Raw genomic sequence first — 20538 nt, 5'->3', positions numbered from 1 at the left:
TTGCTCGAACCAAAACGATCAGGCCGCGGCGCGGGTCTGTGCCTTCGCAGCCGGCTCGCGCTTCGGCTTCGTCAGCACGTGGGTGGTGTAGAGCGTCAGGCCGGTGAAGGCGAGGCCGCCGACGAGGTTGCCCAGCACGGTCGGGATCTCGTTCCAGATGAAATAATCCATGATCGAGAATTTGGCGTGCAGCATCAGGCCGGACGGGAACAGGAACATGTTCACCACGGAGTGCTCGAACACCATGTAGAAGAACACCAGGATCGGCATCCACATCGCGATCACCTTGCCGGGGACCGTGGTGGAGATCATGGCGCCGACGACGCCGGTCGAGACCATCCAGTTGCAGAGCATGCCGCGGATGAACAGCGTCGCCATGCCGGCGGCGCCATGCGCGGCATAGCCGAGCGTACGGCCCTCGCCGATGTTGCCGATCGCCGCGCCGACCTTATCCGGGTCCTGCGTGAAGCCGAACGTCGTCACGAAAGCCATCATGAAGGCCACCGTGAGGGCACCGGCGAAATTGCCGACGAAGACGAGGCCCCAGTTGCGCAACACGCCGCCGAGCGTCACGCCGGGCCGCTTGTCGATCAGCGCCAGCGGCGCGAGCACGAAGACGCCGGTCAGGAGGTCGAAGCCCAGCAGATAGAGCATGGAGAATCCGACCGGAAACAGCAGCGCGCCGACGATCGGTTGGCCGGTGTTGACGTTGATGGTGACGGCGAACCAGGCCGCGAGAGCCAGGATGGCGCCGGCCATGTAGGCGCGGATGACCGTATCCCGGGTGGACATGAAGATCTTGGATTCGCCGGCGTCCACCATCTTGGTGACGAATTCCGAAGGTGCGAGATACGACATCAACAGTTCCTTTGCTCATGTGCGCGATCGACGCGGTCCCTGCCGGACCGGCGCCTGTGTCAGACCAGTGAGCTGCGCGCGTCCTTGCGGGACGGGAACGCGGACCGGAGAAGACATCGGCATGCGCAAGGGGATAGCGTCACGATGACCGCGCCTCGGCGGACCAGCGAACAGGCTTCGCTATCCCAGTGGCCTCCGGTGGCTCAACGCTCCGGCTCACTGTCAGTCATCGTTGACTAGGCAGAATGAAAGCAATCGATGTGCCAGACCAACCGCCAGTGCGGTGCGGCCTTAGGGGCCCGATTTTGCTCTCGTTTGAAAGAGATAGGCTTCCCTGATCGAGCTTTTTCGGCTGCGGGAAACAGCCTGATGACGAAAAAACGGGCTTATGCTCAAGTCTTGTGCGTCGCACAATCAACGGGCGAATCGGCATTCAAGAAATGAGCGACGCGCAAGTTTTTGATGCAGTTTTGGGCGTGAACAAGATTTCATCATGTCTATTAATTTGCTGTAATTATTGTTCTTTTTCACGTCGGTCAACTTGGCATAGAGCTTGAATTAGGGGTCCCGACGCCAGCGACGCCGTCACCAAGCCATCAATCAAATTGTGACACCGCCGAAACGGGGCTTCCCCCGAGCGTGCATCTTTGCGTCCGCGATCCGTCGGTGTCGCGCTTCCGAGCGAAAGGGAATTTTCCGATGAAGGAAGGCAATCCGACGTGGATTTCTGACTGGCGCCCCGAGGACGAGGCGTTCTGGAATGCGGGCGGCAAGACCATCGCCCGGCGTAACCTGATCTGGTCGATCGTCGCCGAGCATATCGGCTTCTCGGTTTGGCTGATCTGGAGCATCGTCGCGACCAAGCTGCCCCAGGCGGGCTTCCACTATTCGACCGACGAGCTGTTCCAGCTCGTGGCCGTCCCCGGCCTGATCGGCGCCTTGATGCGCTTCCCCTACACCTTTGCGGTCACGACCTTCGGCGGCCGCAACTGGACCATTTTCAGCGCCGCCGTGCTGTTCATTCCGACGCTGTCGCTTGCCTACTTCGTCGGTCAGCCCGAGACGCCGTTCTGGCTGATGCTGCTGATCGCGTCGACCGCGGGTCTCGGCGGCGGCAACTTCGCCTCCAGCATGACCAACATCTCGTTCTTCTTCCCCGATCGGATGAAGGGTTGGGCGCTCGGTCTGAACGCCGCCGGCGGCAATATCGGCGTCTCCAGCGTGCAGCTCTTGACGCCGATCCTGATGACGCTCGCCGTCATCAACCTGTTCCAGGCGGCGCCGGTCGGCGGCGTCTATCTCCAGAACGCAGGTCTGATGTGGGTGCTGCCGATCGCGATCGCGGTGTTTGGCGCGGTGTTCTTCATGAACAACCTGACCTCGGCCAAGTCGTCGATCAAGAACCAGCTCGCCATCGTCAAGCGCAAGCACACCTGGATCATGGCCTTCATCTACATCGGAACGTTTGGCTCCTTCATCGGCTACTCCGCCGCGTTTCCGCTGCTGATCAAGACCCAGTTTCCCGCGGTAACGATCTCGATCGCGTTCCTCGGTCCGCTGGTCGGCTCGCTGTCGCGTCCGTTCGGCGGCTGGCTCGCCGACAAGGTCGGCGGCTCGATCATCACGTTCTGGAATTTCATCGCGATGGCGGCAGCCACGATCGGCGTGCTGTACTTTGTCGGCCAGAAGGATTTCACCGGCTTCCTGTCGATGTTCCTGATCCTGTTCCTGACGACGGGCATCGGCAACGGCTCGACCTATCGCATGATCCCTTCGATCTTCCGCGAGGAAAACCTGTTCAGGGTGCGCGGCAAGGGCGATGCGGCGCGCGTGCTGGCGCTGAAGACCGCGAGCATCGAGAGCGGTGCGGCTGTCGGCTTCATCGGAGCGGTCGGTGCCGTCGGCGGCTATTTGATCCCGAGCAGCTTCGGCAAGTCTATCGCGATGACCGGCGGCCCGCAGGTCGCGCTCGCCATCTTCCTCGCGTTCTACGCCGTCTGCCTTGGGCTGACCTGGTGGTTCTACCTGCGCAAGTCGCCGCAGGCTGAAGGCGCGCCAAGCCTCGCCGAAGCGCGCGTGTGACGCGCTGGTCCAACTCTCGCTTCTCCCCGTACGCGGGGAGAAGCCTCTCCGAAGCAGTTTGATCATGAACTTTTTCCGCAGCGCCGCGGACAGAGACAAACAGAAACAGGCAGGAGATCATCATGACGCCCGAACAGATCACCCTCGTCCAGCAGAGCTTTGCCAAGGTCTCGCCGATTTCAGAAGCGGCCGCGGTGTTGTTCTACGACCGCCTGTTCGAGGTGGCGCCGTCGGTGCGCGCGATGTTTCCCGAGGACATGACCGAGCAGCGCAAGAAGCTGATGGCCATGCTCGCCGCCGTCGTCGGCGGCCTGTCGAACCTGGAATCGATTCTTCCCGCGGCGTCGGCCCTCGCCGTTCGTCACGTCGCTTATGGCGCCAAGCCGGAGCACTACCCGGTGGTTGGCGCGACCTTGTTGTGGACCCTGGAGAAGGGGCTCGGCGAGGCCTGGACGCCTGAACTCGCCACGGCCTGGACCGACGCCTACGGCGTACTGTCCGGCTACATGATTTCCGAGGCCTACGGCGCAAAGTCGCAGGCCGCCGAATAGGAGATGCCTTGTGAGTGAACCGCTCGTCATCGTCGGTAACGGTATGGCGGCGGCGCGTCTGGTCGACGAGCTGGCCAAGACCGCGCTCGGCCGCTATGCGGTCGCTGTGATCGGCGAAGAGCCGCGGCTTGCTTACAATCGCGTGCTGCTTTCCTCCGTGCTGGCCGGCGAGACTGGCTCGCACGAGATCGAACTCCGGCCAGCGGACTGGTGGCGCCATCGCGGCGTCACCGTGCGCTACGGCTATCGCGTCACCGCGATCGACACCGGCCGCCGCGAGCTCAAGATCGCCGGCGAAGAGAGCATGGAATACTCAAAACTCGTGCTCGCGACGGGATCGACGCCGCTGCGGCTCAACGTGCCCGGCGCCGATCTCGCCGGCGTGCACACGTTTCGCGACACGCGCGATGTCGACCTGCTGCTGACGCTGGCGTCGGCCAAGAAGCGCGTCGTCGTGGTCGGCGGCGGTCTGCTCGGCCTTGAGGCGGCCTACGGCTTGGCAAAAGCCGGTGCGCCGGTGACGCTGCTGCATCTGATGGACCGGCTGATGGAGCGTCAGCTCGATCTGCCCGCGGCGGACCTGCTCAAGACGCTGGTCGAGCGCAAGGGCATCCGTATCCTGCTCAATGCCAGCACGAAGTGCATCCATGGCGACAGTCGCGTCGAAGCCGTCGAGCTCGCCGACGGCAGCCGCATCGTGGCGGACGCCGTGATCTTCGCGGCCGGCATCAGGCCCAACGTCGCGCTGGCCAAGGACGCCGGCATCGCCGTCAATCGCGGCGTCGTCGTCAACGACGTGATGCAGACGGCCTCTCCCGACATCTACGCCCTCGGCGAATGCGCCGAGCATCGCGGTACCTGCTATGGCCTGGTCGAGCCGGCCTATGAGCAGGCGCGCGTGCTGGCGCGGCATCTCGGCGGCCGGCCCGCGACCTATCAGGGCAGCGTGGTCTCGACCAATCTGAAAGTGTCGGGCGTCAGCGTGTTCTCCGCCGGCGACTTCATGGGCGCCGCCGGCAGCGAGAGCCTCGTGCTTTCCGACCGCAGGCGCGGCACCTACAAGAAGCTTGTCATCGCCGACGGGTGCCTGACCGGCGCCGTGCTGATCGGCGATACCGCCGACGCGCTCTGGTATCTCGAGTTGATCCGCACCCGCGAGAGGATCGCCGCGATCCGCGCCGACATGATGTTCGGCCGTGCGCTCGCGCGACCCAAGGCGGCATGATGAAGGCGGTCCGACGATGACGGCGATCGACCCAAACCTTCGCACCACCAAGACGACCTGCCCCTATTGCGGCGTCGGCTGCGGCGTGCTCGCAACGCCGGACGGCAAGGGCGGCGCTGCGATTGCCGGCGATCCCGATCATCCCGCCAATTTCGGCCGGCTGTGCTCGAAGGGCTCCGCGCTTGGCGAGACCGTCGGGCTGGAGAGCCGGTTGCTCTACCCGATGATCCGCTGCAAGGGTGTGCTGGAACGCGTCGCCTGGAGCGATGCGCTCGATCACGTCGCCCACCGCATGCAGCACATCGTCGCGCGCGACGGTGCCAATGCGGTCGCGTTCTATCTCTCCGGCCAGTTGCTGACGGAGGATTATTACGTCGCCAACAAGCTGATGAAGGGCTTTGTCGGCACGGCCAATGTCGACACCAATTCGCGGCTCTGCATGTCGTCCTCGGTCGCCGGCCACCGCCGCGCTTTCGGCGCCGACACCGTGCCCGGCTGCTATCAGGATCTCGACCAGGCCGATTTGCTGGTCTTCGTCGGCTCGAATGCCGCCTGGTGCCACCCCGTGCTGTTCCAGCGCATGCTGAAGAACCGGCAGGAGCGCGGCGCGCGCATGATCGTGATCGACCCGCGCCGCACCGACACTGCCGGCGACGTCGATCTGTTCCTCGGCCTCAAGCCCGGCACCGACACCGCATTGTTCGCCGGTCTGTTCGTCCATCTCGCCGACAGCGGCGCGCTCGACCAGGACTATATCGCAGGCAACACGTCGGGCTTCGAGGACGCGCTGGCGCGCGCGCGCAATATCGCCGGCAGCGTCACTGCGACCGCGCTTGCGACCGGACTGACTGAGCAGGACGTTGCCGCCTTCTTCAAGATGTTCCGAGACACCGAGCGCGTCGTCACGCTGTACTCGCAGGGCGTCAACCAGTCGGCGCAGGGCACCGACAAGGTCAACGCGATCCTGAACTGCCACCTCGCCACCGGCCGCATCGGCAAGCCGGGCGCCTCGCCGTTCTCGCTCACCGGCCAGCCCAATGCGATGGGCGGCCGCGAGGTCGGCGGTCTCGCCAACCAGCTCGCCGCCCATATGAATTTTACGCCGCCCGACATCGACCGTGTCAGGCGGTTCTGGAAAGCGCCGCGCATCGCCACGCACGAAGGACTGAAGGCGGTGCAGCTGTTCGAGGCGATCAACCGCGGCGAGGTCAAGGCGCTGTGGGTGATGGGCACCAACCCCGCGGTGTCGCTGCCGGATGCCGACTTCGTCCGCGCGGCGCTGAAGAAGCTGGAGCTGTTCGTGGTCTCCGAGAACGTGCTCTCCAACGACACTGTCGAGGCCGGCCCGCATGTGTTGCTGCCGGCGCTGGCCTGGGGCGAGAAGTCGGGCACGGTGACCAATTCCGAGCGCCGCATCTCGCGCCAGCGCTCCTTCCTGCCGGCGCCGGGCGAGGCGCGGCCGGATTGGTGGATCCTGAGCGAGACCGCAAAACGTCTCGGCTTTGGCGACAGCTTCAATTACAAATCCGCCGCCGACATTTTTCGCGAGCATGCCGCGCTCTCGGCCTTCGAGAACAATGGCAGCCGCGATTTCGACATCGGCGCGCTGACCGCGCTGTCCGACGAAGCCTTCGATGCCTTGAAGCCGGTGCAATGGCCGGCGCGCGAAGGGCAGGCGCCGGGTGAGCGCTTCTTTGCGAGCGGCGGCTTCTTCACCAATGACGGCAAGGGTCGCTTCGTCGCGCCGGAGGTGCCGGCGCTGCGCAGCGAGATCGGGCCATCGCGGCCGCTGCGCCTCAACACCGGACGCATTCGTGACCAGTGGCACACCATGACGCGGACGGGCCTCAGCCAGCAGCTGGGCGCGCACCTGCCCGAGCCGTTCGTCGAGATCCATCCCGATGACGCCAACAAGTACAACATTGCGCATGGCGGCTTTGCCCGCATCACCACCGATTACGGCCAATGCATCCTGAAGGTCGTCGTCAGCGACCGCCAGCAGCGCGGCACGCTGTTCGCGCCGATCCATTGGAGCGCAATGAACGCCTCGCATGGCCGCGTCGGCGCACTGGTCGCGCCGTTCACGGATCCATTCTCCGGCCAGCCGGAGTCGAAGGCGACGCCGGCGGCCATCGCCCCCTATGAATATGTCTTTCGCGGCTTCGCGCTGTCGCGCAAGCAGCTCGATCTGCCACCGAACCTGATGTGGACGCGTGTGACGGTTTCGGGCGGCTTCGGCTATCTCTTCGCAGATAATGCGGATCTGTCGCGCTGGCCGGCCTGGCTCGAGAGCGTCGCAGGCGAGGACGTCGCCGAGTACCGCGACTTCGGCGGGGGCGTTTTCCGCGCGGCTTCGTTTGCCGGAGACCGCATCGAGACCTGCCTGTTTGTCGGCCCCGCGCATGATGCCGGCGATTGGGAGGTGGTGAAGGGCCTGTTCGTGGCCGATCATGTCACCGACGACCAGCGCCGCATGCTGCTGTCCGGCAAGCCCAGCGAAGGCGCCACCTCGACGGGGCCGGTGGTCTGCGCCTGCTTCGGCGTTGGCCGCGGCACCATCTGCGACACCATCGCGGCCGGTGCGCGTACGGCTGCCGAGATCGGCGCAAAGCTCAAGGCCGGCACCAATTGCGGCTCCTGCATCCCCGAGCTGAAGCGGCTGATCGCGACGACCGAGGTGGCTCCGGCTAAGCAGGCGAAGGTCGCGGGCGCGGCGGGGTAGGCGCGGTCGCCTCCCTGTAGCCCGCCGTTCGCAATGACGGTGTGGATGCATTGCTCGTACTATCTCCCCATCGTCGTCCCGGCCCCCGTGCGCAATTGCGCACTAGGCCGCGACGACAGCGGAGAATGTGGCACCAGCGCTGCCATGAACGTGGTCCAATCGACGTTGCCGACATTGTGCTCTATGTTGCCGCGCACTCCGTCAGCCCAACAATCGCAGCAGCCAAACATGAACACAAATCCCTTCGGCCAGACCGGCACCAATGTTTCCGTCGTCGGGCAGGGCACCTGGTACCTCGACCATGGCGATCGCAAGCGCGCGATCGCGGCGCTTCAGCGCGGGCTCGATCTCGGCATGACGCATATCGACACCGCCGAGATGTATGGCGATGCCGAGCTCGTCATTGCCGATGCGATCGCGGGCCGGCGCGACGACGTGTTTCTCGTCTCAAAGGTGTTGCCTAGCAACGCCTCGCGCCGCGGCACCATCGCGGCCTGCGAGCGTTCGCTGAAGCGGCTGAAGACGGATAGGCTCGACTGTTATCTGCTGCACTGGCGCGGCTCCTATCCGCTCGAGGACACCGTCGCCGCGTTCGAGGAGCTGGTGAAGGCCGGCAAGATCAAGTCGTGGGGCGTGTCGAATTTCGACGCCGACGATCTCGACGAGATTCTCGATGTTTCCGGCGAAGGCAAGATCGCCTGCAATCAAGTTCTCTATCATCTCAAGGAGCGCGCGATCGAGCACGCGGTGATCCCGTGGTGCGAGAAGCATGGCGTCGCTGTCGTTGCCTATTCGCCGTTCGGCCACGATGATTTCCCAGACGCGCGCAGCAAGGGCGGTGCGGCGCTCGCGCGCATTGCGGAGGCGCGTCGCGCGACGTCGCGTCAGGTCGCGCTGAGCTTCCTCACCCGTGCGAGTACGGTGTTCGCGATCCCGAAAGCGTCGTCCGCCGAACATGCTGGCGAAAATGCGGCAGCTGGCGATCTCGTGCTGATGAAAGAGGAAATCGCGGCGCTGGATGCGGCGTTTCCGCGCGGTCCAAAACCGCGTGGCCTGCCTATGCTGTAGTGCAGCAAAGCGCGCATCACTCGCATTCTTAATGGAATATTGACGCGCGCGGACCTGAGCGCATATCGGCATCCTGTTTTCGGAAGTTGTGAAAGCGGCGCGTTTGTCGTTTTTTACGACCGCACTCGATTCGCATTTTTCCCAGGTTCCAGCCGTGACCCCGCCGCCCGCCGTAGCCGCAAGGCTCGATAGTATTTCCGTGTCCATGCCCGAGAAGAAACAGGTCGGACGCCGCGCGCCTGCGCGGGTCGATCATCCCTTCAAGGGCATCGCGCTGATCCTGCTATCGACGGTGTTTCTCGGCTGCTCCGACGTCACGGCGAAATATCTGTCGACGAGCCTGCCTTCGATCGAGATCACCTGGATCCGCTTCGTGACCTTCGCGCTGATGTTTACGCCGGTGATGCTGCCGGCCTCGCCGATCTACGCGATGCGCACGGAACGGCTCGGCACTCACCTGATGCGTGGCGCCGCACTGCTCGGCTCCTCGCTGTTCTTTATCACTGGCCTGCGCTTCCTCCCGATCGCGGAAGCGTCCGCCACCGGCTTCGTGTCGCCGTTGTTCGTCACCGCGCTTTCGATCCTCTTCCTCGGCGAGAAGGTCGGCCTGCGGCGCTGGTTCGCCACCGCACTCGGTCTCGTCGGCGTCCTGATCATCCTGCGCCCGGGCACCAGCGCGTTTCATCTGGCCGCATTCTTCCCGGTGATTTCCGCGGCATGCTGGGCCGGCACGCTGATCCTGACCCGTATGATGAGCGGCCGCGAGGCTGTCGTCACCACCATGGCCTATTCCTCGCTGACGGGGCTTGCAATCCTCACTGCGATGGTGCCGTTCGTCTGGGTCATGCCGTCCTGGACGGCGATTGCACTCGGCGTCTTCATTGGCGTGGCCTCGACCGCCGGTCAGTGGATCGTCGTGCTCGCTTATCGCTATGGCGATGCCTCGGTGCTGGCGCCGTTCTCCTACACGCAATTGCTGTGGGTCAGCATTTTGGGCTTCTTCATCTTCGGTGAGCTGCCTGATCTCTGGACCATCGTCGGCGCGGCCTTCATCGTCGCCAGCGGTCTCTACATCGCCCATCGCGAGCGTGTTCGCCGCGCCCAGATTCTTGTGCAGGCCGAGCGCTCTCCGAACCCCTGACGCAATATCTTAAGTCTCGCTTCGTGCTATCGACGGCCCCAACAACGAGGGGGAGGTCGAATGCGCGCTGCAATCCCGAGGCGCATACCAAGATCACCGTGCAGCCGTGGAGATAGCGACCGGTTGAAGGGGCGCCGCCGTCTCGGATTTCGGCGCTGTACCGGCTTCGCCGGTTTGGGCGAGCACCGCCCGGCGGTCGACGATCGCCTGGTGGAATTGCGCGAGCACGAGGCCGAAGGCGGCGAGGTCGCCGTCCTCGATGGCGCCGTCTTCGTGACAGTCCAGCGTCTCGCGCAGGATATCGTCGGCCTCGCTCTGCATGGACGCGAGATCGGCGAGCGACGTCGCCTCGCGCACGGTCGTGATGGCGTTCAGCAGGCGGTCGCGATGCAGCGCGTTCTGGCTGCGCTCCTCGCGCCGCAGAAGATGCCGCAGCCATGCGGCGACCGAGCCGAGGCCGGAGAGCAAGAGCACCACGCCCCAGATGTAGTCGCTGTACTTGTCCATGAAGCTGCGCTCGTTGCCGTCGATATAGGCGGCAGCACCCGGATGGGCCGGCAGCGCGGCGTCCTTGTCGGTGTCGGGCTTCTGGATGTGGCCTGCAGCGGGGAGATCCTTTGCGAGCGTCGGCCGGACGGAGAACAGCTCGCGGGTGAAAGCCGCGACCGAGTCCTCTGACAGCGTCGCCGGCGCCACGATCAGATGATTGACCGCGATGGTCTCGATCTTGTCGTCGGGCCGCTGCGGCGTGGTGCCGAATGCGCTCGCGGGGATTTCCTCGGATTCGTAGAGCGGGTGCCGCTCGGCGATGGCTTCGGAGACGTCGACGGAGAGGAACTTTGGTTCGCCGCGCAGGCGCGCCGTCGCGGCGATCGTATCCGAGATGACCTTGGCGTCGAGCGCGCCCACCATCATGAAGGCGTCGAGCGAGGAGTCCTGCGTCATGTCGGAGATGTGGTCGGTGCCGAACTGGGTGATCGTCACCTTCTGCGGATTGACGCCGGACTCGGCGAGGATGACGCGCAGCAACTCGAGATTGGCATCGCCGAGGCCGACGATACCGATGCGGCGTCCGCTCAACGATGCTATCTCCGTCACCTTCGACTTCGGCGCTCCCTTGCGCCCGGTCGGCGCCCATAACACCACAAAATTCCGCCGCAGGATCGCAACCGAGTTGGTCTCGGGCGGCATCGCGAGATCGCCGCGCGCGACCGCAAGGTCGGCCTTGCCGCCACCGAGCAGATTGAGGCTTTGCAACGTGCCGTCGGTCTCGACCGGTGTGAGCCGCACCGCGCCACCCTTGGCGTCGAACGCTTTCGCGATGGCCAGCACGATGATCTGATCGTCGCTGCTGGGCGGCCCGACGGCGACGCGCAGCGTTGCCGGCTGCCAGAACCAATAGGCAAGCGCGAGCGCGACCGTCAGCAGGGACAGACCGCAGGCGATCGCGAGCCACGCGCCGAGGCGATTGCGGCGACGGGACGAGCCGTCCCTGGTCACGCTCAGATCGCTCAGTGCGGGCATCTCGCTGTCCTCATCGGCAAGCTGGCCCGCCGAAATGCGGCGGGCGCCGTCAGTATTTCGAAGGCACGTACATCTCCAGCGGGATCGGGCCGCGGTGATAATCGGGATTGCGCACGCGCGCCGGCAGCACCACCGGGGTGTGCGCCACGTCCTGATACGGGATCTGGCTCAGCAGATGCGAGATGCAATTGAGCCGGGCGCGCTTCTTGTCGACGGCGTCGACGATCCACCACGGCGAATCCGGCAGATGCGTGTGCTCCAGCATCGTTTCCTTGGCCTTGGTGTACGCCTCCCAACGGCTGCGCGCCTCGACGTCCATCGGGCTCAGCTTCCACTGCTTCAGCGGGTCCCGGATGCGCATGGTGAAGCGGAACTGCTGCGTGTCGTCGGTGATCGAGAACCAGTACTTGACCAGGATGATGCCGGAGCGGATCAGCATCCGCTCGAACTCGGGCACGGTCTTGAAGAATTCCTGATACTGCTCCTCGGTGCAGAAACCCATCACGCGCTCGACCCCGGCGCGGTTGTACCAGCTGCGGTCGAACAGCACGATCTCGCCGCCGGCGGGCAGGTGCGACACATAGCGCTGGAAGTACCATTGCGTCCGTTCGCGCTCGCTCGGTGCCGGAAGGGCGGCGACGCGGCAGATGCGGGGATTGAGGCGCTGGGTGATGCGCTTGATGACGCCGCCCTTGCCTGCGGAATCGCGGCCCTCGAACAGCACGACGACCTTCTTCTTCTCGCTGTGCACCCAGTCCTGGAGCTTGACCAGCTCGCCCTGGAGCCGCAGCAGCTCGCGGAAATAGACCTTGCGGTCCACCGTCGGGTTGAGCGTTTCGGTCTCGTCCAGGAGCTCGTCGAGACGGGCGTCATCCAGCTCCATCTCCAGCTCCTCGTCGAGGTCGTCGGCCATCTCCTGGATGATGCGCTCGCGCTTGGCGGTTTGGGAGGTGCGGTCGGATGCAGTCATGGGTCTCTCTCTTGGCAGGGGGGCCTGTCGCCTCGACCATCGGCGGGGTTTATTGCGGCAATGTGACACCGGCGGCCGGGCGGCCCGGCTGGGGCCATCAGACCGGCAGCGCGATCGAATATTTCACCTGGCTGAGCGCAAAGCTCGACTCGATCGAGGCGATGCCGTCGAGTCGGGTCAGCTTGGTCTTGAGGAACGTCTCGTAGGAGGCGAGGTCGGCCGCGACGACGCGCAGCAGGTAGTCGCGGTTGCCGGTCATCAGATAGCACTCCAGCACCTCGTCCCATTTCGAGATGGCGCGGGCGAAGCGGTTCAGATCCTCCTCCTTCTGCCGCGCCAGCTTGATCGAGATGAAGACGCTGACATGCAAGCCCAGCGCCTTCTGGTCGACGGTTGCGATATAGCGCGAGATGACGCCGCGCTCCTCCAAGAGCTTGACCCGGCGGTGGCAGGGCGAGACCGACAGGCCGACCTTGTCGGCGAGCTCCTGCATGGTCAGCCGGCTGTCGTTCTGGAGCAGCGAGAGGATCTTGCGGTCGATGGCGTCGAGTTCGGGCATTGGGATAAAACCTGTATGATCTGGGCAGTTATTGGTATGGTATCCCAATATCAACGGCCATGACGCGAAAAATTGAGAAATCTGGCGCGGCCCGCAGGCGTATGATCCGCCTTATTTCCCGGAGCATCGCCATGCCCGTCGATTCCGCGCGCCTCGATAATTTGACCGCCCTCAGCCGCAAGGCGCTGTGGCTGTCGTCATGGACCATCCACCACGCCAACCACATCCGCCCCAACGCGGACGGCCTCAAGGTCGGCGGCCACCAGGCCTCTTCGGCCTCGCTCGCCACCATCATGTCGGCGCTGTATTTCCACGTGTTGCGGCCCGAGGACCGCGTCGCCGTAAAACCGCATGCGAGCCCGGTGTTCCACGCCATCCAGTATCTGTTCGGCCGGCAGAGCCGCGAGAAGCTGGAAAATTTCCGCGGCTTCAAGGGTGCGCAGTCCTATCCGTCGCGCACCAAGGACGTCGACGACGTCGATTTCTCCACCGGCTCGGTCGGCCTCGGCGTCGCGCAGACGTTGTTCGCCTCGCTGGTGCAGGACTACGTCAAGGCGCATGGCTGGATGAAGGACCGCCGCGAAGGGCGGATGATTGCGCTGGTCGGCGACGCCGAGATGGACGAGGGCAACATTTTTGAAGCCCTTGCCGAAGGCTGGAAGCACGGCCTGCGCAACACCTGGTGGGTGGTCGACTATAACCGCCAGTCGCTTGATGCCGTCGTGCGCGAAGGCCTCTGGGAAAAGTTCGAGACCATGTTCCGCAACTTCGGCTGGGACGTGGTGATCGTGAAATACGGCCGCCTGATGCGCGAGGCGTTTGCGGAAGCAGGCGGCGAGGCGCTGAAGCGCTGGATCGACAATTGCCCGAACGCGCTTTACGCAGCGCTGTGCTTCCAGGGCGGCGCGGCCTTCCGCAAGCATCTGCACGACGAGATCGGCGACCAGGGCCCGATCACCAAGTTGATCGACAAGCGCAACGACGAGGAACTGCTGGCGCTGATGTCGAATCTCGGCGGCCACGACATGGCGAGCATGCTCGACGCCTTCGAGTCGATCGACCACGATCGCCCGGTCTGCTTCATCGCCTACACCATCAAGGGCATCGGCCTGCCGTTCCAGGGCCACAAGGACAACCACGCCGGCCTGATGACGGTGGCGCAGATGGAGAAATATCGCGAGAGCCAGAACATCCGTCCCGGCCACGAATGGGACAAGTATGAGGGCCTCGCGCAAGGCGCCGCCGAGCTCGACGCCTTCCTCGCGCGCGTGCCGTTCAACCAGGACGGTCGCCGGCTTTCGGCGCCCGTTGTCGAGGTGCCGCAGCAGCTTGCCTTCAAGCCGTCGCCGCAGATGTCCACGCAACAGGGCTTCGGCCTCGTGCTGAACGAGATCGCGCGCGGCGACAGCGAGCTGGCAAAGCGCATCGTCACGACCTCGCCCGACGTCACCGTCTCGACCAATCTCGGTCCATGGGTGAACCGCCGCGGCCTGTTCGCGCGCGGTGAGAAGGCGGACTTATTCCGCAGCGAGAAAATTCCGTCCACGTTCAACTGGGACTTCTCGCCGAAGGGCCAGCACCTCGAGCTTGGCATCGCCGAGATGAACCTGTTCATCATGCTCTCGGCGCTCGGCCTGTCACACCAGATCAACGGCGAGCGTCTGCTGCCGGTCGGCACGCTCTACGATCCGTTCATCGAGCGCGGCCTCGATGCGCTGAACTACGCCTGCTACCAGGATGCGCGCTTCATGGTGGCGGCGACGCCGTCGGGCATCACGCTCGCGCCCGAGGGCGGCGCGCATCAGTCGATCGCAACGCCGCTGATCGGCATGGCGCAGGACGGGCTTGCCTCGTTCGAGCCGGCCTTCGTCGACGAGCTCGCCGTGATCATGGGTTGGGGTTTTCACCACATGCAGCGCGACCCGGGCGAGGGCGGTTCCGTGTACTTGCGCCTCTCGACGCGCTCGATCGAGCAGGCGCAGCGCATCATGACGCCGGAACTTGCGCTAGGAATCACTGACGGCGCCTACTGGCTGCGCAAGCCAGGTCCCAATGCCGAACTCGTGATCGCCTATACCGGCGCCGTCGCACCGGAGGCGATCGAGGCCACCGGCTTCATCGGCGAGAGCCGCCGCGACATCGGCCTGCTCGCGATCACCTCGGCCGACCGCCTGCACGCAGGCTGGACCGCCGCGCGAAAATTGCGGCGCGATCGTCGCGGCGTGCAGCATCTCAGCCATATCGAGAAGCTGTTGGCGCCGCTGCCGCGCGACTGCGGCCTCGTGACCGTGATCGACGGCCATCCGTCGGCGCTCGGCTGGCTCGGCAGCGTCCGTGGCCATCGCGTCGAGGCGCTCGGCGTCGAGCAGTTCGGCCAGACCGGCAGCATCGCGGACCTTTATCGGCACTACGGCATCGATGCGAACGCGATCATCGATGCGGCGGAAAGCCTCACCGCAGGCGCACCGATCGTGCATCGCAAGATGGCGGTGTAGTGGAAGTAACCTCCTCGTCGCCCCGGCGAAGGCCGGGGCCCATACGCCGCAGCGGTCATTGGAGCGCACAGGTCATAATCGCCTGAGCAAACCAAATCCGCGCTGTGGTTATGGGTCCCGGCCTTCGCCGGGACGACTGTGAGGCGCCACCTTGCCACGTTCCCACCATCGGCTCATATACTCCCTGTCCGCCGCAACGCTGGCCCCGCATATGGCGGGTTCAATTGCCGGCGCTTTCGTGCAAGGATGCCTGCCGAAACGCCCCCTCCATGCCCCCAAGAAGAGGTTAACGATGGTCAATCGCATGCAGTTCTACATCGACGGCGCCTGGGTCGATCCCGCCGTCAAGAAGTCCACCCCGGTCGTCAATCCGGCGACGGAAGAGGCGATGTACGAGGTTGCGCTGGGCTCCAAGGCTGACGTTGACAAGGCCGTCGCCGCTGCCAAGCGCGCCTTTGCAACGTTCTCCCAGACCAGCCGCGACGAGCGCGTCGCGCTGCTCTCGAAGGTCATCGAGGTCTACAAGGGCCGCCTCAAGGAGATTGGTGCCGCCGTCTCCGACGAGATGGGCGCGCCCCTTCCGATGGCCGAAAAACTCCAGGCCGGCGCCGGCCTCGGCCATCTCATGACCACGCTCGACGTGCTCAAGAACTATCATTTCGAGGAGCCGGTCGGCACCGCGATGGTGCTGCGCGAGCCGGTCGGTGTGGTCGGCATGATCACGCCCTGGAACTGGCCGCTCAACCAGATCGCCTGCAAGGTCGCGCCCGCGCTCGCTGCCGGCTGCACCATGATCCTGAAGCCGTCGGAGTTTACGCCGACCTCGGCTTTGATTTTTGCGGAAATCCTCCATGAAGCCGGCGTGCCGAAGGGCGTGTTCAACCTCGTCAACGGCCTCGGCCCCGAGGTCGGCGCCGCCATGAGCGAGCATCCCGACATCGACATGATCTCCTTCACCGGCTCGACCCGCGCCGGCATCGACGTGGCCAAGCGCGCGGCGCCGACCGTCAAGCGCGTCAGCCAGGAGCTCGGCGGCAAGTCGCCGAACGTCATCCTCGAAGGCGCCGACCTCACGAAGGCGGTGACCGGCGGCGTGATGCACATGTTCAACAACTCCGGCCAGTCCTGTAACGCGCCCTCGCGCATGATCGTGCCGCTGTCGAAGATGAAGGACGTCGCCGCGATCGCAAAGGCTGTCGCCGACAAGACCAAGGCGGGCGATCCCCGCGCCGAAGGCACCACCATCGGCCCGGTCGTCAACCGCGGCCAGTGGGACAAGATCCAGGGCCTGATCAAGAAGGGCATCGACGAGGGCGCAACGCTTGTCGCCGGTGGCCCGGGCCTGCCCGAAGGCGTCAACAAGGGCTTCTACGTTCGCCCGACCATCTTCGCCGACGTCACGCCTGACATGACGATTGCGCGCGAAGAGATCTTCGGACCGGTGCTGACCATCATCGGCGCCAAGGACGAGGCCGAGGCGGTGCAGATCGCCAACGACACGCCCTACGGTCTTGCGGGTTACGTCACGGGCGCTTCAGTCGAGGACGCCAAGCGCGTCGGCCGGCAGATCCGCGCCGGCAACGTCAACCTCCAGGGCGTGCCCAACGACCGCACCGCGCCGTTCGGCGGCTACAAGCAGTCGGGCAATGGCCGTGAGTGGGGCAAGTACGGCCTCGAGGACTTCCTCGAAGTGAAAGCCGTCGCCGGCTTCAACGCGGCGTAAGCGTCAGCGGGTGAACAAACACGACGCCGGAGCGGGAAACCGCTCCGGCGTTTTTCGTTTCGTCTTCGTAGGGTGGGTTAGCCCCGCGGACTGCGCGCAGCGCAGACCGCTCGGCGTAACCCACCACGTCTGTCGCCGCAGAAGCCAAAGAAGTGGGTTACGCCTTCGGCTAACTAATCTTACTGCGTCATGGTCGTCGCCGTCCATTTGACGCTGCGCTGGTGCCACAGCACGGACATCGCGGCAGGGTTTTGATGAGCGCGCGGATCAACCGGGCGCGCATGGTTGCGATCGAGTTCGGGATGTGGCGTTCAGGCCGCGTGGGCGGAGCCTCTGGGTCGATAATCGTCGGGTAAGCGAGGTAGCGGGACTGGCGCGGCGGAACGAGGTCCTGAGGGGGGGAATCGTCGCCTGCTCGGCGATCAGGAAGCCGTAGGCTGCGATGCACAGAGTTGCGTGGTGATGGAAGCCACGCCAGCCGCGTCCCTCGTAGTGACTGAGCCCGACCTCTTGCTTGAGTTCTTGATAGTCGCGCTCGATGCGCCAGCGAAGCTTGGCGAGATCGACGAGCCGCTCGAAGCTGATGGTCTCCGGCAGCGTTGAGAGCCAGTATTTGGTAGGCTCTGCTTCCCCCTCGGGCCATTCGATCAGCAGCCATTCCGGCGACAGCTTCTCGGGGATCAGTTTGTTGTACCCGACACGGACGCGCACACGTGCAAAGCGCGAGGACAGCCGGTCGGCCGAGCCTTCCCGCCACGTCACCGTACGCCAGGCCTGCTTCGGCAGAGCAAGCGTCACTTCCTTGGCCGAGACAAGATCGGGCTCGTCGCGTCGGCCGGTATTGTTCAGCGGCTTGTCCTTGCGCCGTGGGCGAGTGCCGGGTCGCCACATCAATGTATTAGGCAAAATGCCGGCTACATAGAGCACGCCCAAGGCTGTCATTCCCGCGCGTAGCCGCGAGTCATTGCCATAGGCCGTGTCCATCAATCCGACACCGCGCGGCAGGCCGGCCTCGCAAGCCCAACGTATCTGCTCCAGCGCGATCTCTGGTTTGGTCCTAAACTTGATCTCCTTCGGAACGCCCGCCTTCTTCCGGCGCGCGCGATCCTTCGCCCAAGTCTCCGGCAAATACAGCCGATAAGTCGCTGGAAGACTGGCGGCATGGTTGGCGATCGACAGAGACACCGCCACCTGGCAGTTGGCCTGCTTGCCGAGCTGACCGCAATATTGGTGGTGGACGCCGACCGAATGCTTGCCCTGCTTGGGGAATGACGTGTCGTCGATGATCCACGCCTCGATCGGCCCGCTCTTCTCGATCGCGGGCAGCGCCATCTCGCGGACCTTGGCAAGCACGTCCGCGTCCGACCAGGTCGCGTTACCGACAAAATGCAACAGTGATTGGTGCTGGGCTGCCGTCCGCGCCGGGGCCGTGCGCGCCGCCATCGGCTCGACGCTCTTGCGTTCACCCGGCAGCATCAAGCCGGTGCAATAGTCACGCAGTGGTCTCATCCGCACGGCCTGACCGATCACACTTCCAAGCCCCGCCACATACGCCGTAAACCGTGCCTCGCTGCCTTCACCCTGATTGAGATCCATCTGGCCCCCCGTGTGCCAAACATTGAATCTCTTCAAATATTTGATTCTACGCCCCCGCGGGCGCGACCGAATGACTCAGTAAGGCTAACCCACCCTACGAGACCGTGACGCCGGAACGTCTATCCCCCCAGCGCGCCCTGCGTATTCACATACAGCGCGTAGATCGACTGGCTCGCCGCCATGAACAGGCGGTTGCGCTTGACGCCGCCGAAGCAGAGATTGGCGCAACGTTCGGGCAGCGCGATGCGGCCGATCATGATGCCGTCGGGCGCGAACACCACGACGCCGTCGAGCTCGGGATCGCCCATGCCCCAGCCGCACCAGAGATTGCCGTCGATGTCGCAGCGCATGCCGTCCGGCGTGCCGGGGCCTGCGTCGATGAAGATGCGTTTGTTGGAGATCGTGGTGCCGTCCGCCGAGACGTCATAAGCGAGGATTTTTCGATTGGGCACGCCGCGGGACTCCACGACGTAGAGAATTTTCTCGTCCGGCGAGAAGCACAACCCGTTCGGACCGAGCACGCCCTCGGCGACGATGGTCGCCTTGCCGGTTGCCGGATCGAGCCGGTAGACGTTCGGATCGATCTCCGACTCCGCCTTGTAGCCCTCGTAATTGCCGAGCAGGCCGAACGTCGGGTCGGTGAACCACACCGCGCCGTCGGACTTCACCACGACGTCGTTCGGCGAGTTCAGCTTCTTGCCGCCGAACGAATCCATCAGCACGGTGATCTCGCCGTCATATTCGGTGCGGGTCACGCGCCGGCCGCCATGCTCGCAGGTGACGAGCCGGCCCTGGCGGTCGCGGGTGTTGCCATTGGCGAAATTCGAGGGCTTTCGGAAAACAGATACCGCGCCGGTCTCTTCCTCCCATTTGATGATGCGCTGGTTCGGGATGTCGCTGCACAAGAGATATCGCCCGTCGCCGAACCAGACCGGCCCCTCGGCCCAGCGCAGGCCGGTCGCCAGCCGTTCCACGGCCGAGAGTTTCAACCAGTATTTTTCGAAGCGGGGGTCCAGTGCTTTTATCGCCGGATCGGGGTAATAGGTCGCCGGCCGCCAGCCTTGAGGCCGATCTTGGGTGTGGGACGATGCATCGTTCATGTGCAATTCTCGTTGTTGCGTTCCCTCTCACCAAGTCTGCTATCATCAGTGACCTATGACCGCAAATCGGTTGCCAACGACGAGGGAAGAGATGCCGCGTATCTTGATGACGGGAGCTTCGGGTGGAATCGGGACGCGCCTGAGGACATTGCTGCCGCCGATCTATCCGGATCTCCTGCTCTCCGACATCCGTCCCCCGGCCGATCTCGGTCCGAATGAAAAGTTCAAGGCGGCCGACCTGTCCGACATGGCGCAGTGCGAGGCGATCTGCGACGGCGTCGACGGCATCATCCATTTCGGCGGCTATTCGGTCGAGGGCCCCTGGGACGACATCCTCCAGGCCAACATCATCGGCGGCTATAATCTGTTCGAGGCAGCGCACCGCAAGGGCGTCAAGCGCGTGGTGTTCGCCTCGTCCAATCACACGGTCGGCTTCTATCCGCGCCATCACAAGATCGGCACCGATGTCACGGTGCGCCCGGACGGCCGCTACGGCGTCAGCAAGGCGTTTGGCGAGGCGGTCGGCGCGCTCTATGCCGACAAGCACGGGCTGAAGGTGACCTGCATCCGGATCGGCAATTGCGACGAGAAGCCGCTCGATCATCGCCGCATCGCAATGTGGCTCAAGCCGGAGGATCTGGTGCAACTCTGCCGGATCGGGCTCGAGCATCCCGACATTCATTTCGAGGTGTTCTACGGCGTCTCCCTGAACGAGCGCGCCTGGTGGGACAACCATCGCGCCTACGAATTCGGCTACCGCCCCACGGGGCGCTCCGAGGATCACGTCGCGCACGCCATGGCCGAGCAGGCCAAGCTGAAGCCCGATCCGATCGGCGACTATTTTCAGGGCGGCGCGTTCGCCAGCAAGGAGTTCGATGGCGACGCGAGCCGGATCATCGACTGGAATAAGCGCTAACGCTTCAT

14 protein-coding genes and 1 pseudogene are annotated in these 20538 nt (G+C 64.5%); 9 read left to right on the top strand and 6 right to left on the bottom strand.

What is annotated here, in order from left to right; all coding sequences use genetic code 11:
* Positions 1-18: 18 nt before the first annotated feature.
* A complete protein-coding gene (locus IC761_RS25300) occupies positions 19-858 on the bottom strand; it encodes a formate/nitrite transporter family protein (RefSeq protein WP_195799406.1) in 840 nt (279 codons plus the stop codon).
* 699 nt (positions 859-1557) lie between these two features.
* On the opposite strand from IC761_RS25300, the gene IC761_RS25295 reads away from it, so the two are divergent.
* From IC761_RS25295 to IC761_RS25270, 6 genes are all read left to right on the top strand, one after another.
* The gene (locus tag IC761_RS25295) at positions 1558-2940 is read left to right on the top strand and encodes an MFS transporter (protein ID WP_195799405.1); all 1383 of its coding nucleotides are present in this window, start codon (positions 1558-1560) and stop codon (positions 2938-2940) included.
* Between the two features lie 122 nt (positions 2941-3062).
* Complete coding sequence (locus IC761_RS25290; RefSeq protein WP_195799404.1) at positions 3063-3491, top strand: globin family protein; 429 nt, start codon at positions 3063-3065, stop codon at positions 3489-3491.
* Between the two features lie 10 nt (positions 3492-3501).
* Positions 3502-4716: an NAD(P)/FAD-dependent oxidoreductase gene (locus IC761_RS25285; RefSeq protein ID WP_195799403.1), complete on the top strand. Its 1215-nt coding sequence runs from the start codon at positions 3502-3504 to the stop codon at positions 4714-4716.
* 16 nt (positions 4717-4732) lie between these two features.
* On the top strand, positions 4733-7438 hold the full coding sequence (locus IC761_RS25280) for a nitrate reductase (protein ID WP_195799402.1): 2706 nt from the start codon (positions 4733-4735) through the stop codon (positions 7436-7438).
* Between the two features lie 228 nt (positions 7439-7666).
* Positions 7667-8506 carry an aldo/keto reductase gene (locus tag IC761_RS25275; protein ID WP_195799401.1) on the top strand — a complete coding sequence of 280 codons (840 nt, stop codon included), beginning with the start codon at positions 7667-7669 and terminating at the stop codon, positions 8504-8506.
* Positions 8507-8711: 205 nt separating this feature from the next.
* Positions 8712-9647, top strand: coding sequence for a DMT family transporter (locus IC761_RS25270; protein WP_195799400.1), 936 nt, complete (start codon positions 8712-8714; stop codon positions 9645-9647).
* Positions 9648-9740: 93 nt separating this feature from the next.
* On the opposite strand, the gene IC761_RS25265 is transcribed toward IC761_RS25270, so the two are convergent.
* From IC761_RS25265 to IC761_RS25255, 3 genes are all read right to left on the bottom strand, one after another.
* The gene (locus tag IC761_RS25265) at positions 9741-11171 is read right to left on the bottom strand and encodes a TAXI family TRAP transporter solute-binding subunit (RefSeq protein WP_195799399.1); all 1431 of its coding nucleotides are present in this window, start codon (positions 11169-11171) and stop codon (positions 9741-9743) included.
* A gap of 49 nt (positions 11172-11220) precedes the next feature.
* Positions 11221-12141: a polyphosphate kinase 2 gene (ppk2, locus tag IC761_RS25260; protein ID WP_195799398.1), complete on the bottom strand. Its 921-nt coding sequence runs from the start codon at positions 12139-12141 to the stop codon at positions 11221-11223.
* A 97-nt stretch (positions 12142-12238) separates the two neighbouring features.
* Positions 12239-12700, bottom strand: coding sequence for an Lrp/AsnC family transcriptional regulator (locus tag IC761_RS25255; RefSeq protein WP_195799397.1), 462 nt, complete (start codon positions 12698-12700; stop codon positions 12239-12241).
* A 131-nt stretch (positions 12701-12831) separates the two neighbouring features.
* On the opposite strand from IC761_RS25255, the gene IC761_RS25250 reads away from it, so the two are divergent.
* The gene (locus tag IC761_RS25250; RefSeq protein ID WP_195799396.1) at positions 12832-15195 is read left to right on the top strand and encodes a thiamine pyrophosphate-binding protein; all 2364 of its coding nucleotides are present in this window, start codon (positions 12832-12834) and stop codon (positions 15193-15195) included.
* Between the two features lie 292 nt (positions 15196-15487).
* On the top strand, positions 15488-16918 hold the full coding sequence (locus tag IC761_RS25245; protein ID WP_195799395.1) for an aldehyde dehydrogenase family protein: 1431 nt from the start codon (positions 15488-15490) through the stop codon (positions 16916-16918).
* A 311-nt stretch (positions 16919-17229) separates the two neighbouring features.
* On the opposite strand, the pseudogene IC761_RS25240 reads toward IC761_RS25245, so the two are convergent.
* Together IC761_RS25240 and IC761_RS25235 are read right to left on the bottom strand one after the other, a co-directional pair.
* Positions 17230-18514, bottom strand: a pseudogene (locus tag IC761_RS25240) (IS701 family transposase).
* A gap of 119 nt (positions 18515-18633) precedes the next feature.
* Positions 18634-19614 (bottom strand): SMP-30/gluconolactonase/LRE family protein, encoded by a 981-nt coding sequence (locus tag IC761_RS25235; protein ID WP_195799394.1) that lies wholly within the window; start codon positions 19612-19614, stop codon positions 18634-18636.
* Between the two features lie 91 nt (positions 19615-19705).
* Between IC761_RS25235 and IC761_RS25230 the strand changes: the two genes are divergently transcribed.
* Complete coding sequence (locus IC761_RS25230; RefSeq protein ID WP_195799393.1) at positions 19706-20530, top strand: NAD-dependent epimerase/dehydratase family protein; 825 nt, start codon at positions 19706-19708, stop codon at positions 20528-20530.
* The last annotated feature ends 8 nt before the right edge of the window (positions 20531-20538 follow it).

The organism is Bradyrhizobium commune (assembly GCF_015624505.1).
Taxonomy (GTDB): domain Bacteria; phylum Pseudomonadota; class Alphaproteobacteria; order Rhizobiales; family Xanthobacteraceae; genus Bradyrhizobium; species Bradyrhizobium commune.
The sequence above is the reverse complement of the archived record's forward strand: the minus strand, read 5'-3'. Positions and strand labels throughout refer to the sequence as shown.

Bases quoted from the DNA above. Each gene is read 5' to 3' on its own strand.
- IC761_RS25300 (WP_195799406.1), bottom strand. From the start codon at position 858: ATGTCGTATCTCGCACCTTCGGAATTCGTCACCAAGATGGTGGACGCC.
- IC761_RS25295 (WP_195799405.1), top strand. From the start codon at position 1,558: ATGAAGGAAGGCAATCCGACGTGGATTTCTGACTGGCGCCCCGAGGAC.
- IC761_RS25290 (WP_195799404.1), top strand. From the start codon at position 3,063: ATGACGCCCGAACAGATCACCCTCGTCCAGCAGAGCTTTGCCAAGGTC.
- IC761_RS25280 (WP_195799402.1), top strand. From the start codon at position 4,733: ATGACGGCGATCGACCCAAACCTTCGCACCACCAAGACGACCTGCCCC.
- IC761_RS25275 (WP_195799401.1), top strand. From the start codon at position 7,667: ATGAACACAAATCCCTTCGGCCAGACCGGCACCAATGTTTCCGTCGTC.
- IC761_RS25270 (WP_195799400.1), top strand. From the start codon at position 8,712: ATGCCCGAGAAGAAACAGGTCGGACGCCGCGCGCCTGCGCGGGTCGAT.
- IC761_RS25265 (WP_195799399.1), bottom strand. From the start codon at position 11,171: ATGCCCGCACTGAGCGATCTGAGCGTGACCAGGGACGGCTCGTCCCGT.
- ppk2 (WP_195799398.1), bottom strand. From the start codon at position 12,141: ATGACTGCATCCGACCGCACCTCCCAAACCGCCAAGCGCGAGCGCATC.
- IC761_RS25255 (WP_195799397.1), bottom strand. From the start codon at position 12,700: ATGCCCGAACTCGACGCCATCGACCGCAAGATCCTCTCGCTGCTCCAG.
- IC761_RS25250 (WP_195799396.1), top strand. From the start codon at position 12,832: ATGCCCGTCGATTCCGCGCGCCTCGATAATTTGACCGCCCTCAGCCGC.
- IC761_RS25245 (WP_195799395.1), top strand. From the start codon at position 15,488: ATGGTCAATCGCATGCAGTTCTACATCGACGGCGCCTGGGTCGATCCC.
- IC761_RS25235 (WP_195799394.1), bottom strand. From the start codon at position 19,614: ATGAACGATGCATCGTCCCACACCCAAGATCGGCCTCAAGGCTGGCGG.
- IC761_RS25230 (WP_195799393.1), top strand. From the start codon at position 19,706: ATGCCGCGTATCTTGATGACGGGAGCTTCGGGTGGAATCGGGACGCGC.